Origin of the sequence: Streptomyces sp. NPDC101237, assembly GCF_044767465.1 — a bacterium.
In the GTDB taxonomy this organism is placed as follows: Bacteria; Actinomycetota; Actinomycetes; order Streptomycetales; family Streptomycetaceae; genus Streptomyces; species Streptomyces gramineus.
In genome coordinates, this window is the sequence record NZ_JBIWNY010000019.1 from 108,678 (window position 1) to 121,534 (window position 12,857).

Here is a 12,857-nt window from a genome sequence, read left to right on the forward strand (position 1 = left end):
CCGCGACCTTCGCTGAGCGGGCACACTAAGCGCTCGCTCAGCTTCGGCGGTATGGTGGTGCTCCGGTGTCGAGAGGGGCGAGCGAGCGATGAGTACGGCGGAGGAGACGACCGGCGGCGAGGTCGAGCCGTGGGACGAGGTCACCCCTGACGCGGCCCGGCGGCTGCTGGTGGCCGCCGTGGAGGCCTTCGCCGAGCGCGGCTACCACGCCACCACCACCCGCGACATCGCGGGCCGCGCCGGCATGAGCCCGGCCGCGCTCTACATCCACTACAAGACCAAGGAAGAGCTGCTCCACCGGATCAGCCGCATCGGTCACGACAAGGCCCTGGAGATCCTCCGGACCGCGGCCCGGCGCGAGGGCACCGCCGCCGAGCGGCTCGCGGACGGCATCAGCTCCTTCGTCCGCTGGCACGCCGGGCGGCGCACCACCGCCCGGGTCGTGCAGTACGAACTGGACGCGCTCGGCCCGGACGCCCGCGGCGAGATCCTCGCGCTGCGGCGCCAGGTCGACGCCGAGGTGCGCGGGATCATCGAGGACGGCGTCGCGGCGGGCGAGTTCGACGTCATCGACGTCCACGGCACCACGCTCGCGGTGCTCTCGCTCTGCATCGACGTGGCCCGCTGGTTCAACGTGGACGGCCCGCGCACCCCCGAGCAGGTCGGCGCGCTCTACGCCGACCTCGTGCTCCGGATGGTGGGGGCCCGCTGACCACGCGGGCCGGGGGTCCTACAGGTAGTACCGGGACACCGACTCCGCCACGCACACCGGCCGGTCCCCGCCCTCGCGCTCCACGGTGAAGGCGACGCTCACCTGCACCCCGCCCGCCACGTCCGTCACGTCGGTGATGGTGGCGGTGGCGCGCAGCCGGGAGCCGACCGGGACGGGGGCCGGGAAACGGACCTTGTTGGTGCCGTAGTTCACGCCCATCTTCACGCCCTCGACGCCGATCAGCTGGGGGCCGAAGAGCGGGAGCAGCGACAGGGTCAGGTAGCCGTGCGCGATGGTCGTCCCGAACGGGCCCGCGGCCGCCTTCTCCGGGTCGACGTGGATCCACTGGTGGTCGCCCGTCGCCTCCGCGAACAGGTCGATCCGCTTCTGGTCCACCTCCACCCAGTCGGTGTGGCCCAGCTGCTCGCCCACGGCCGCCTTCAGCTCGTCGGGGGAGGTGAAGATCCTCGGTTCTGCCATGTTCCCGGCCCTCTCGCGATCGCGCGTCCATGTCTAAGCAACTGCTTAGCATGGTCGGGCGGGGGCTCCCTGTCAACGGAGCGCGACCCCGGCGGGTCGGTAGGGTCTGCCGGGTGCCGCAGATTCCCGGGAAGATCCACGAGCTGACCGTCGGCCAGCTGTCCGCGCGCAGCGGGGCCGCCGTCTCCGCACTCCACTTCTACGAGGCCAAGGGGCTCATCAGCAGCCGGCGGACGAGCGGCAACCAGCGCCGGTACACCCGCGACACGCTGCGCCGGGTGGCCTTCGTCAGGGCGGCACAACGCGTCGGCATCCCGCTGGCCACCATCCGCGAGGCGCTCGGTGAACTCCCCGAGGAACGCACCCCGACCCGGGAGGACTGGGCCCGTCTCTCGCGGGCGTGGCGCGCCGAACTCGACGAACGCATCAGGCAGCTCAACCGGCTGCGCGACCACCTCACCGACTGCATCGGCTGCGGCTGCCTCTCCCTGGACGCCTGCGTCCTGTCCAACCCGGACGACGCGTTCGGCAGGCGCGCGGCCGGCTCCCGCCTCCTGCCGGAGCGGACGAACCGGGACGACTAGGCCGTGCGACCGGCCGGTGTCCTCCGCACCGGACCGGGCGGCCCGAACTCCGGTGCGTGCAGGCGAGTTGGACACACCCCGGTGACGGCCCCGGCGACCGCCCGGCCGCCGTCCCTGCCGCCGTTGAGACAGACGTGCGGCTCCATGGGTGCGATGGTGCCGGCGGTCGGGGCGGTCCGGGCGGAGGGGGTGCGGCGCCCCCGGCGCACCCCCGTGCGGTCAGGCCGACATGAGCAGTCGTCCGCGCCTGGCGTAGGCCAGGGCCTCGGCGGTGAGCACCGGACGCGGCACCAGGATCCCGCAGTCCGCGCAGACCGGACCTGTGGAGGGTTCGTGGTCCAGGTCGTACTTCCAGTGGAGGCGCTCCCCGGCGCACACCGGGCAGACCGCGCCCGGTTCGCGCTCCAGGGCGGCGATCAGCCGTCGCAGCACCTCGGCCAGTGGTTCGTCGGGGTGGACCCGCGGGTCGTCGCACCAGGCCACTCCGAAACCGCCCCAGGTCAGCCGGTGCCAGTCGTCCACGCTGCCCGGGCGGCGCAGCCCGTCGTGCTTCTCCTTCTTGCGGCGCGAGGCGAACTCGACCTCGTAGGCGAGCCAGACCGCCCGCGCCTCTTCCAGCTCCTCCAGTGCGCCCACGAGACGCGCTGGATCGGGGGACCGGTCCTCAGGACCGAACCCGGCCCGTGAGCAGAGATGGTCCCAGGTCGCGCGGTGCCCGTAAGGGGCGAACCGCTCAAGGCACTTGCGCAGCGAGTAGCGCCGCAGCGCCAGATCACACCGTGGGTCTCGCACCTGTCTCGCCAGACTCCGGAAACCGGCCATCGCCCTGCACCTCCGTCACACCTGCACCTGTACTTCGGTCACTTCGGCGGCGTCGCACGGACTTCGCGCGGCGTTGCCGTATAGACGTATCGACACTCGGATCGGCTCCATTCGATTTCCGATGCCGTCCATAAGGCCGCCCGCCTTGACCGACGGCCGGTGACGCCGCCGACTCGGGCGACCACTCCAAAACTTGACGCATGTTCATCTTCAATCTCGGGGATACCGGCGGTAACGTCCGGCATCACCCCCGTCGTGAGGAGTCGCCATGCCCCGGCGCACCAGACATCACGCGTTGTTCGACAAACTGAGAACTCCCCGCAAGCTCCCCGGGTTCCTGAAAGCGGCATCTGTATGCGTCCTCGTCGCAGGTCTGCTGTCTCCGCTGGCCCAGGCGACCCCGGCCGCGGCGGCCACGGCCTCCAACGACTACTGCGGCGGCCAGTGTTCGGACATCTTGCCGCCAGGCGAGAACGGAAACGCCACTCTCGCCCAGGTTCTCCTCAACCAGATCTTCGGGACCCAGCCCGCGCACGCCGAGGACCAGCTCGGCCCCTACAACAACCTGGCCACCGGCTACTCCGGCCTCACCGACGCGAAGATCAACACGTTCTTCAACGACTCCTCGTTCGGCGTCGCCTCCGACCAGGTCGCCTCCACGGAGAGCCCGGCGGGCCGCGGTGACGTGACGATCGTCCGCGACAAGAAGACCGGTGTGCCCCACATCACCGGCACCACCCGGTACGGCACCGAGTTCGGCGCCGGCTACGCGGCCGCCGAGGACCGGCTGTGGCTGATGGACGTGTTCCGGCACGTCGGCCGCGGCCAGCTCACCGCCTTCGCCGGCGGCGCCGCCTCCAACCAGGGTCTCGAGCAGCAGTTCTACCGCAACGCCCCGTACACCGAGGCCGACCTCCAGGCCCAGATCGACAACGCCGTCGCCGACAACGGCGCCCGCGGCCAGCAGGCGCTCGCGGACGCCGACGCCTACCTCGCCGGCATCAACTCCTACATAGACGCCTCCGACAGCGGCCGTTACTTCCCCGGCGAGTACGTCCTGACCGGGCACAAGGACTCGATCACCAACGCCGGCACCATCGACCACTTCAAGATCACCGACCTGGTGGCGCTGGCCTCCGTCGTCGGCTCGCTGTTCGGCTCCGGCGGCGGGGGCGAGGTCAACAACGCCCTCTCGCTGCTCGCCGCCCAGCAGCAGTACGGCGTCGAGCAGGGCACCAAGGTCTGGGAGTCGTTCCGCGAACGCAACGACCCCGAGGCCGCGCTCACCGTGCACAACGGCGAGAGCTTCCCCTACGGCACCAAGCCCGCCACCGCGCAGGGCCAGGCGCTGCCGGACGCCGGTTCGGTGACGACCGAGCCGCTGGTCTACGACGCCACCGGCACCGGCGCCTCCCAGAGCGCCTCCGCCACCTCGGCCGCCGCCACCGCGACCGCCCTCAGCTCGGCCCGGCGCGGCATGTCCAACGCGCTGGTGGTCAGCGGCAAGTACACCGCGAGCGGCCACCCCGTCGCCGTCTTCGGACCGCAGACCGGCTATTTCGCCCCGCAGCTGCTCATGCTCCAGGAGATCCAGGGCCCGGGCATCAGCGCCCGCGGCGCCTCCTTCGCCGGCCTGAGCATGTACGTCGAACTCGGCCGCGGCCAGGACTACGCCTGGTCCGCCACCACCTCCGGCCAGGACATCATCGACAGCTACGCCGTCGAACTCTGCCAGGACGACTACCACTACCTGTTCCACGGCACCTGCACGGCCATGGACAAGGTCGAGCAGAAGAACTCCTGGAAGCCGACGACCGCCGACGGCACGGCCGCGGGCTCCTACACCATGCGCGTGTGGAAGACGAAGTACGGGCCCGTCCAGTACCGCGCGACCGTCGGCGGGAAGAAGGTCGCCTACACCACCCTGCGCTCCTCCTACATGCACGAGGCCGACTCGATCATCGGCTTCCAGATGCTCAACGACCCCGACTACGTGAAGAGTCCGGCGACCTTCCAGAGCGCGGCGCAGCACATCAACTTCACCTTCAACTGGTTCTACGCCGACTCCTCGCACACCGCGTACTACAACAGCGGTGACAACCCGGTGCGCCCGAGCGGTGTCGACCCCGAGTTCCCGGTCTGGGGCCAGGCCGCCTACGAGTGGCAGAACTGGGACCCCGCCACCAACACGGCCTCCTACACACCGGCCTCCCAGCACCCCAACTCCGTCGACCAGGACTACTACGTCTCCTGGAACAACAAGCAGGCGCTGAACTACACGACGGCGAGCTGGGGCGACGGGTCCGTGCACCGCGGCAACCTGCTCGACGACCGGGTCAAGAAGCTCGTCGCCGCCGGCGGCGTCACCCGCTCGTCGCTGGTCAAGGCCATGGCGGACGCGTCGCTCACCGACCTGCGGGCCGAGGACGTACTGCCGGACCTGCTGAAGGTCGTCACCAGCAGTACGGTGACCGACTCCACCGCCGCCGCGGCCGTCACCAAGCTCCAGACCTGGCTGACCGCGGGCGGCAAACGCACCGAGACCTCGGCCGGTTCGAAGACCTACGCCAACGCCGACGCCGTCCGGATCCTGGACGCCTGGTGGCCGCTGCTGGTGAAGGCCGAGTTCCAGCCCGGCCTCGGTGACAGCCTGTACACCGCGATCACCGCCAACCTGCCGGTCGACGAGACCCCGTCGGCCGCCCACGGGCCCACCGGTTCGCACGCGGGAAGCTCCTTCCAGTACGGCTGGTGGAGCTATGTCGACAAGGACATCCGGGCGGTGCTCGGACAGAACGTGTCGGGGCCGCTGGCCCAGAAGTACTGCGGCGGCGGCAGTCTCGGCGCCTGCCGGGACCTCCTCATCAGCACGCTGAAGACGGCGGCCGGCACGAGCGCGTCCGCGGTCTACCCCGGGGACTCCCTGTGCTCGGCGGGCGACCAGTGGTGCGCCGACTCGATCGTCCAGCGCACCCTGGGCGGCATCAAGCACTACAACATCAGCTGGCAGAACCGCCCGACCTTCCAGCAGGTCGTGGAGTTCACCTCGCACCGCTGACCGGGCACGACCACGGCGGCGGGGTCAGCCGATCCGCCCCGCCGCCAGCACCACCCGCGCCAGTTCGGGGTGCACGATGTCACTGTGCGCCCCGCACGGCGGGCCGCCCCTGCGCACCACCGCCGCCGCGTCGACGTTCACGCAGCCCGGCGCGGCCAGCGGCCCGCGCAGCGCCGCCGCCAGATCCAGCGACCGGGTGCCCGGCACCGCCTGCACCCCGTCGTGACCCATCGCACCCCACCGGGCGCCCAGCACCGCCCCCAGGTCCGCGCCCAGCAGCGACTCGTCGTCGTCCGCCATCCGCGAGGCCAGCGGATACATCGTGCCGAGCGCCCCGTCGAAGCGGGAGTAGCAGCACACCAGCGGACCGTCGACGCGCTTCTCCCGGCCCCGCAGCACCCCCGCGGCGCGCGCGTCATGAGGCAGCCGGGCGGCGAACGCGTAGTGCGAGAAGGCCCCTTGCAGCAGCGTCACGGACTTCACCGCCCGCACCCCGTCCGGGATCCCGCACAGCGCGAACGACACCAGCCGGCCGCCGAAGCTGTGCCCGACCAGGTGCACCCGCAGCTCCGGGGCCGCACCGGCCAGTTGTCCGACGACCGGCCCGAGCCCGCGTTCCCCGACCGCCCCGGCGCGCCGTTTCATCGCGTAGTACGCCGTCTGCCGCAGCAGCTCCTTGGCACCTTCCCACGGGTCGGGCAGCGCGAACTCCGCCCTGTCGGCCGGCCGCCCGGCGGAGGCCCGCGCCCGCGCGAACTCCTCGCACAGGGCCGTCGTGTCCGCGGTGAACAGCACCGGCTCGCGCGGCGGGACGCCCTGCGCGTGGGTGTCGGCCGCGAACAGCGGCTGGGGGCCGCCCGGCAGGACCTCGACCAGCAGCCGTACCAGCCGCCCGAACTCAGCCAGCTCCGCCGCCTGACGCCGCTCCAGCATCCGGGCGATCTGGTCGACCACCGTGGCCCGTCCCGGGAACGCGTCGAGGAGGGCGTGCCGGGTGTCCTTGTCGAGGACCGGCGCCGGTCTCTCCTCCGCCTCCGTGGCCACCACGGACTTCGGGAAGTCCGGGATCGGCTCGTCGCAGAACCGCATCGACGGCCACACGACCCCGACGTACCCGATCCGGGCCCTCGGGGCCAGCTCCGGGATCGGTGCGAAGAACCGGCGGTACAGGGCGGTCGCGGTCGAACGGTCGTTGTTCCAGCCGTGCGCGAAGACGATCAGGTCGCGGACGCCGTGCGCCGTGACCTCGTCCAGCAGCCGGTCCCGTTCGGCGCCGTCCGGGTCCCCGTCGGCGTCGAAGGTCAGCTCCCAGTAGGGAGCCACGCTCATCCCAGGATCGGCCATACCGGGCTCCTCGTGCCGCGAACCGGTGCGATGTGGGCGCATCGTCCCGCCACCGGGCAAGGTTGGCCATACGCCGCGCCTCACCTGTAGAGGAGAAATTCCTTTCGGATCCGGCGGAACGCGGCGAGTTCGTCCTGCCAGGCGCCGACGATCTCGTCCGTGCCGGCGCCCGCGTCGGTCATCGTGCGCACGGTCGAGGATCCGGTGAGCGTGTCGATCCAGTGGTCCTCCCGCCACGCGAAGCCGCTCCACACCTTCTTGGCGGTGACCAGCAGCGCGATGCCGGTGCGCACGGGATCGAACGCGGCCCGGTCGTGCACGTGGAGCTGCACCCCGCCGACGGTCCTGCCCTGGAACTTGGAGAACGTCGGCGCGAAGTACGCCTCCCTGAACCGCACGCCCGGCAGGCCCAGCCCGTTGACGGCGGCCGCCCACCGCGCGTCGACGCCCTCGGCGCCGAGCAGTTCGAACGGGCGGGTCGTGCCGCGCCCCTCGGACAGGTTCGTGCCCTCGAAGAGGCAGGTGCCGGAGTACACCAGAGCGGTGTCCGGGGTCGGCATGTTGGGGCTCGGCGGCACCCAGGGCAGCCCGTGGGCGTCGAAGAAGCGGTCGCGCCGCCAGCCGGTCATCGGCACGACCTCCAGCTCGACCGGCGGGGTCAGGAACCGCGCGTCGAACAGCTTCGCGAGCTCGCCGACCGTCATCCCGTGCGCCTGCGCGATCGGCTGCCGGCCGACGAAACTGGCGAACTCCCGGTGCAGGACCGGGCCGTGGGCGTCCCGCCCGGTGACCGGGTTCGGGCGGTCGAGCACGACGAACCGCCGGCCCGCCAGCCGGGCGGCCTCCATGCAGTCGTACAGCGTCCAGATGTACGTGTAGAAGCGGGCGCCGACGTCCTGGATGTCGAAGACGACCGTGTCCACGCCGGAGGCGGTGAAGACGTCGGCCAGCGGCCGGCCGCTCTTGAGGTAGGTGTCGTAGACGGGCAGGCCGGTCGCCGGGTCGTCGTGACGGCCCTCGGAGCCGCCCGCCTGCGCGGTGCCGCGGAATCCGTGCTCGGGACCGAAGACCGCGGTCAGGTCGACGCGCGGGTCGGCGTGCATGACGTCGACGATGTGGCGGACGTCGGTGGTGACCCCGGTGGGGTTGGTGACGACGCCGACCTTCTGCCCGGCGAGGCGGGCGTAGCCGTCGGCGGCGAGCCGCTCGAAGCCGGTCGCGACCTGGGCCCCGGAGCGGCCGGGTGCGTCGGCCGGGGCCGCCGCGGACACGGGTGTCACGGCCGCCGCCGTGGCCGCCGCGAGCAGACTCCGTCTGGAAGGGCGCCGCATGAGAAGGCCTCCGTCGTCGTCCGGGTGCGGGGCACCCGTGGCCGGTCGCGCGGTTTCCCGCGCCCCTAGGGGGTGTGACAGTCGCCCTATCCTCAAACATACCGACCGGTTAGTGTGTCGTGACTGAGCCGTGTTGTTTCGCGTCGTGTCGAAGGAGACCGATGGTGGAAGCCGTGCAGGATGCCGGAGTCGTCGTCACCGGGGCGGGAGGCGGCATCGGCGCCGCCCTGGCCCGGCGGTTCGCCGCCGAGGGCGCCCGCGTCGTCGTGAACGACCTGGACGCGGAGAAGGCGCACGCCGTCGCCGAGGAGATCGGCGCGACCGCCGTGCCGGGGGACGCCTCCGGCATCGTCGGCGCCGCCCGGGACGCGCTCGGCGGCAGCATCGACGTCTACTGCGCCAACGCCGGGCTCGGCTCCGGCGGGTCCGAGGCGGCCGGCGCCGACGTGTGGGCCTCCGCCTGGGACGTCAACGTCATGGCGCACGTGCGGGCCGCGCAGGAGCTGGTGCCGCACTGGCTGGAACGCGGCGGCGGGCGGTTCGTGTCCACCGTGTCCGCCGCCGGACTGCTCACCATGATCGGCGCGGCACCGTACAGCGTGACCAAGCACGGTGCGTACGCCTTTGCCGAGTGGCTGTCCCTGACCTACCGGCACCGCGGGCTCAAGGTGCACGCCATCTGCCCGCAGGGCGTCCGCACCGACATGCTCGCCGCCACCGGCAGCGCGGGCGACCTGGTGCTCCAGCCGACCGCGATCAAGCCGGACGCCGTCGCCGACGCGCTGTTCAAGGGCATGGCGGAGGACCGGTTCCTGATCCTGCCGCATCCCGAGGTCGCCGGGTTCTACCGGGCGCGCGCCGCCGATCCCGACCACTGGCTGACCAACATGAACCACATCCAGCAGAAGTGGGAGGCCACCCGGTGACCGAGCGGCAGACCGAGTCCCCCTACGCCGCCCGGCCCTGGCTGGGCCTCCTCAGCGCGGCCCAGCGCGGCCCCGTCGATCCGCCCGCCTCGATGGTGCACGCCCTGCGCACCGCCGCCGCCGAGGCGCCCGACCGCCCCTTCCTCGCCTACTTCGACGCCCGGCTGAGCTTCGGCGAGGTCGACGAGCTGAGCGACTCGGTCGCCGCGCACCTCGCCGGAGGCGGCCTGGAGCGCGGCGACCGGGTCGCCGTGATCCTGCAGAACTCACCGCACTTCGTGCTCGCGGTGCTCGGCGCCTGGAAGGCGGGCGCGACCGTCGTCCCGGTCAACCCGATGTACAAGTCGGGGGAGGTCTCCCACGTCCTGCGCGACGGCGAGGTCGCGGCGCTCGTCTGCTCGCAGCGCGCCTGGGAGTCGTACCTGCGCGACACGGCGGCCGGCTCGTCGGTGCGGATCGTCCTCACCGCCAGCGAACTGGACTTCCAGACCCGCGACGACGCGCGCGTCCTCTCCTTCGAGCGGCTGCCGCAGGCCGCCGACGCCGAGGACCTGGTGGCCGTCGCCCGCCGGGGCGGCAAGGCCCCCGAGGGACGTGACCCGCTCCCGTCCGACATCGCGCTGATCAGCTACACCTCGGGAACGAGCGGCACCCCCAAGGGCGCCACCAACCTGCACGGCAACATCATGTACAACGCCGAGCGGCAGCGCACCGGGCTCGCCCTGCCCGACGCGCCGGTCTACTACGCCCTCGCGCCCCTCTTCCACATCACCGGCATGGTCTGCCAGCTCGGCGCCTGCCTCACCAGTGCCGGCACCCTCGTGCTGACGTACCGCTTCGAGCCGGGCCTGGTCCTGGAGGCGTTCACCGAGCACCGGCCGCAGTACACGGTCGGCCCCTCCACCGCCTTCATGGCCCTGGCCGCCCACCCGGACGTCACCCCGGAGCACTTCGCCTCCTTCGTGAACATCTCCTCGGGCGGCGCGCCGCTGCCGCCGGCCCTGGTGGAGAAGTTCCGGGCCGGCTACGGGCCGTACATCAGGAACGGCTACGGGCTCACCGAGTGCACCGCGCCCTGCGCCGCCGTGCCGCCGAGCCTGGAGGCGCCCGTCGACCCGGTCTCCGGGACCCTGGCGGTCGGGGTGCCCGGCCCCGACACGATCGTCCGGATCGTCGACGACGAGGGCGCCGAGCTGCCCTTCGGCGAACAGGGCGAGATCGTCGTGCGCGGGCCGCAGGTCGTGCCCGGCTACTGGCGGCGGCCCGAGGCGACCGCCGAGACCTTCCCGGACGGCGAACTGCGCACCGGCGACATCGGCTTCATGGACCCGCAGGGCTGGCTGTACGTCGTCGACCGCAAGAAGGACATGATCAACGCGTCCGGCTTCAAGGTCTGGCCGCGGGAGGTCGAGGACGTGCTGTACACCCACCCGGCGGTGCGCGAGGCGGCCGTCGTCGGGGTCCCCGACGGCTACCGCGGGGAGACCGTCAAGGCGTACATCAGTCTTCGTCCCGGCGCTGCAACCGATCCGGACGATCTGGCCCTCTATTGCAAGGAGAGGCTGGCCGCCTACAAATATCCGCGGCTGGTGGAGATCCTGCCCGACCTGCCGAAGACGGCAAGTGGGAAGATCCTCCGACGGGAACTGCGTTCCCGACCGCAACAGGGTTAGCAGACATACGAGAGAGGCAGGTGGCGGCAGTGGCCAGGACGACGGACGGTGACGGAGCCCCTGTTCCGCAGCGGCTCCTGGCCGCCGCCACCCGGCTCTTCGCGGAGCAGGGCTACGACCGCACCTCCGTGCAGGAGATCGTGGAGGCGGCCGGTGTCACCAAGGGCGCGCTGTACCACTACTTCGGCTCCAAGGACGACCTCCTGCACGAGGTGTACGCGCGCGTGCTGCGCGTCCAGCAGGAGCGGCTGGACGCCTTCGCCAACGCGGACGAGCCGATCGAGAAGCGGCTGCGCGGCGCCGCGGCCGACGTCGTGGTGACGACGATCGAGAACCTCGACGACGCGTCGATCTTCTTCCGGTCCATGCACCACCTGAGCCCGGAGAAGAACAAGCAGGTGCGCGCCGAGCGCCGGCGCTACCACGAGCGCTTCCGCGCGCTGATCGAGGAGGGCCAGCGCGAGGGCGTCTTCTCCACCGCGACCCCGGCCGACCTGGTCGTGGACTACCACTTCGGCTCGGTCCACCACCTGTCGACCTGGTACCGCCCGGACGGCCCCATGACCCCGCAGGAGGTCGCCGACCAGCTCGCCGACCTGCTGCTGCGCGCACTGCGGCCCTGACCGGGCCGGGACGCCGGATGACGGTGACGAGAACGGCGCAGGGGCCCCGGCCGCACGGCCGGGGCCCCTGCCTCGTGCTCCGCCTACAGGTACTTCTTCAGCTCCCGCCGGGCCAGCGAGCGCTGGTGCACCTCGTCCGGACCGTCCGCGATCATCAGCGTGCGGGCGCCCGCGTACAGGTCGGCCAGCGGGAAGTCCTGGCTGACACCGCCCGCGCCGTGCAGCTGGATCGCGCGGTCGATGATGCCCACCACCGCGCGCGGCGTGGCGATCTTGATGGACTGGATCTCGGTGTGGGCGCCCCGGTTGCCGACGGTGTCCATCAGCCAGGCGGTCTTCAGGACCAGCAGCCGCAGCGACTCGACCGTCACCCGGGCGTCCGCGATCCAGTTGTGGACCACGCCCTGCCGGGCCAGCTCCTTGCCGAAGGCGGTGCGGGACACGGCCCGCCGGCACATCAGCTCGATCGCCCGCTCGGCCATGCCGATCAGCCGCATGCAGTGGTGGATCCGGCCGGGACCGAGCCGGGCCTGGGCGATGGCGAAGCCGCCGCCCTCCTCGCCGATCAGGTTCGACACCGGCACGCGCGCGTGGTCGAAGACCACCTCGGCGTGGCCGCCGTGCGCGTGGTCCTCGTAGCCGAAGACCCGCATCGCGCGCTTCACGGTGACGCCCGGGGTGTCGCGCGGGACCAGGACCATGGACTGCTGACGCCGGATGTCGGCGCCGTCCGGGTCGGTCTTGCCCATCACGATGAAGATCTTGCAGTCCGGGTTCATCGCCCCGGAGATGTACCACTTGCGGCCGGTGACGACGTAGTCGTCGCCGTCTCGCTCGATGTGCGTGGTGATGTTGGTGGCGTCCGAGGAGGCCACCTCCGGCTCGGTCATGGCGAACGCGGAGCGGATCTCACCGGCGAGCAGCGGCTCCAGCCACTGCTTGCGCTGGGCCTCGTCGGCGAACTGGGCCAGCACCTCCATGTTGCCGGTGTCCGGGGCCGCGCAGTTCAGCGCGGTGGGCGCCAGGTGCGGGGAGCGGCCGGTGATCTCGGCGAGCGGCGCGTACTGGAGGTTGGTGAGGCCCGCGCCGTACTCGGCGTCGGGGAGGAAGAGGTTCCACAGGCCCTGCCTGCGCGCCTCCGCCTTCAGCTCCCCGACCACGGCCGGGGTGTCCCACGGCGAGGCGAGCGCGGCCCGCTGCTCCTCGGCGACCGCCTCGGCCGGGTAGACGTGGTCGTCCATGAAGGCGAGCAGCTTGGCGCGCAGTTCCTCGGTGCGCGCGTCGAACGCGAAGTCCATGGCCGG

11 protein-coding genes are annotated in these 12,857 nt (G+C 71.8%); 6 read left to right on the plus strand and 5 right to left on the minus strand.

The annotated features are described in order from the left end of the window. Positions 1–88: 88 nt before the first annotated feature. The gene (locus tag ACIRQ9_RS27210) at positions 89–712 is read left to right on the plus strand and encodes a TetR/AcrR family transcriptional regulator (protein WP_404178707.1); all 624 of its coding nucleotides are present in this window, start codon (positions 89–91) and stop codon (positions 710–712) included. 18 nt (positions 713–730) lie between these two features. Here ACIRQ9_RS27210 and ACIRQ9_RS27215 read toward each other — a convergent pair whose 3' ends face one another. Then, on the minus strand, positions 731–1,192 hold the full coding sequence (locus tag ACIRQ9_RS27215; RefSeq protein WP_404178710.1) for a MaoC family dehydratase: 462 nt from the start codon (positions 1,190–1,192) through the stop codon (positions 731–733). Between the two features lie 113 nt (positions 1,193–1,305). Here ACIRQ9_RS27215 and soxR point away from each other — a divergent pair, with 113 nt between their 5' ends. Further along, complete coding sequence (soxR, locus tag ACIRQ9_RS27220; RefSeq protein WP_404178713.1) at positions 1,306–1,776, plus strand: redox-sensitive transcriptional activator SoxR; 471 nt, start codon at positions 1,306–1,308, stop codon at positions 1,774–1,776. A gap of 219 nt (positions 1,777–1,995) precedes the next feature. On the opposite strand, the gene ACIRQ9_RS27225 is transcribed toward soxR, so the two are convergent. Continuing rightward, positions 1,996–2,598 (minus strand): hypothetical protein, encoded by a 603-nt coding sequence (locus ACIRQ9_RS27225; protein WP_404178716.1) that lies wholly within the window; start codon positions 2,596–2,598, stop codon positions 1,996–1,998. Between the two features lie 268 nt (positions 2,599–2,866). On the opposite strand from ACIRQ9_RS27225, the gene ACIRQ9_RS27230 reads away from it, so the two are divergent. Beyond that, complete coding sequence (locus ACIRQ9_RS27230) at positions 2,867–5,656, plus strand: penicillin acylase family protein (protein ID WP_404178718.1); 2,790 nt, start codon at positions 2,867–2,869, stop codon at positions 5,654–5,656. Between the two features lie 24 nt (positions 5,657–5,680). On the opposite strand, the gene ACIRQ9_RS27235 is transcribed toward ACIRQ9_RS27230, so the two are convergent. Next, positions 5,681–7,000 carry a serine-threonine protein kinase gene (locus tag ACIRQ9_RS27235; RefSeq protein ID WP_404178721.1) on the minus strand — a complete coding sequence of 440 codons (1,320 nt, stop codon included), beginning with the start codon at positions 6,998–7,000 and terminating at the stop codon, positions 5,681–5,683. A gap of 80 nt (positions 7,001–7,080) precedes the next feature. After that, the gene (locus ACIRQ9_RS27240; protein ID WP_404178724.1) at positions 7,081–8,331 is read right to left on the minus strand and encodes an exo-beta-N-acetylmuramidase NamZ domain-containing protein; all 1,251 of its coding nucleotides are present in this window, start codon (positions 8,329–8,331) and stop codon (positions 7,081–7,083) included. A gap of 161 nt (positions 8,332–8,492) precedes the next feature. Between ACIRQ9_RS27240 and ACIRQ9_RS27245 the strand changes: the two genes are divergently transcribed. Genes ACIRQ9_RS27245 through ACIRQ9_RS27255 form a run of 3 tightly spaced genes read left to right on the plus strand, consistent with a single transcriptional unit; the run spans position 8,493 to position 11,553 of the window. Then, positions 8,493–9,257 (plus strand): SDR family oxidoreductase, encoded by a 765-nt coding sequence (locus ACIRQ9_RS27245; protein WP_404178727.1) that lies wholly within the window; start codon positions 8,493–8,495, stop codon positions 9,255–9,257. Beyond that, positions 9,254–10,930 carry a class I adenylate-forming enzyme family protein gene (locus ACIRQ9_RS27250; protein WP_404178730.1) on the plus strand — a complete coding sequence of 559 codons (1,677 nt, stop codon included), beginning with the start codon at positions 9,254–9,256 and terminating at the stop codon, positions 10,928–10,930. The genes ACIRQ9_RS27245 and ACIRQ9_RS27250 overlap by 4 nt, the downstream gene beginning before the upstream one ends. Positions 10,931–10,959: 29 nt before the next feature. Next, positions 10,960–11,553 carry a TetR/AcrR family transcriptional regulator gene (locus ACIRQ9_RS27255; protein ID WP_351320545.1) on the plus strand — a complete coding sequence of 198 codons (594 nt, stop codon included), beginning with the start codon at positions 10,960–10,962 and terminating at the stop codon, positions 11,551–11,553. An 83-nt stretch (positions 11,554–11,636) separates the two neighbouring features. Here ACIRQ9_RS27255 and ACIRQ9_RS27260 read toward each other — a convergent pair whose 3' ends face one another. Further along, positions 11,637–12,851 carry an acyl-CoA dehydrogenase family protein gene (locus tag ACIRQ9_RS27260; RefSeq protein ID WP_404178733.1) on the minus strand — a complete coding sequence of 405 codons (1,215 nt, stop codon included), beginning with the start codon at positions 12,849–12,851 and terminating at the stop codon, positions 11,637–11,639. Positions 12,852–12,857 lie beyond the last annotated feature (6 nt).

Excerpts from the sequence above, each read along its gene's own strand:
- ACIRQ9_RS27210 (WP_404178707.1), top strand. The coding sequence starts at position 89 with ATGAGTACGGCGGAGGAGACGACCGGCGGCGAGGTCGAGCCGTGGGAC.
- ACIRQ9_RS27215 (WP_404178710.1), bottom strand. The coding sequence starts at position 1,192 with ATGGCAGAACCGAGGATCTTCACCTCCCCCGACGAGCTGAAGGCGGCC.
- ACIRQ9_RS27225 (WP_404178716.1), bottom strand. The coding sequence starts at position 2,598 with ATGGCCGGTTTCCGGAGTCTGGCGAGACAGGTGCGAGACCCACGGTGT.
- ACIRQ9_RS27230 (WP_404178718.1), top strand. The coding sequence starts at position 2,867 with ATGCCCCGGCGCACCAGACATCACGCGTTGTTCGACAAACTGAGAACT.
- ACIRQ9_RS27235 (WP_404178721.1), bottom strand. The coding sequence starts at position 7,000 with ATGGCCGATCCTGGGATGAGCGTGGCTCCCTACTGGGAGCTGACCTTC.
- ACIRQ9_RS27240 (WP_404178724.1), bottom strand. The coding sequence starts at position 8,331 with ATGCGGCGCCCTTCCAGACGGAGTCTGCTCGCGGCGGCCACGGCGGCG.
- ACIRQ9_RS27245 (WP_404178727.1), top strand. The coding sequence starts at position 8,493 with ATGGTGGAAGCCGTGCAGGATGCCGGAGTCGTCGTCACCGGGGCGGGA.
- ACIRQ9_RS27260 (WP_404178733.1), bottom strand. The coding sequence starts at position 12,851 with ATGGACTTCGCGTTCGACGCGCGCACCGAGGAACTGCGCGCCAAGCTG.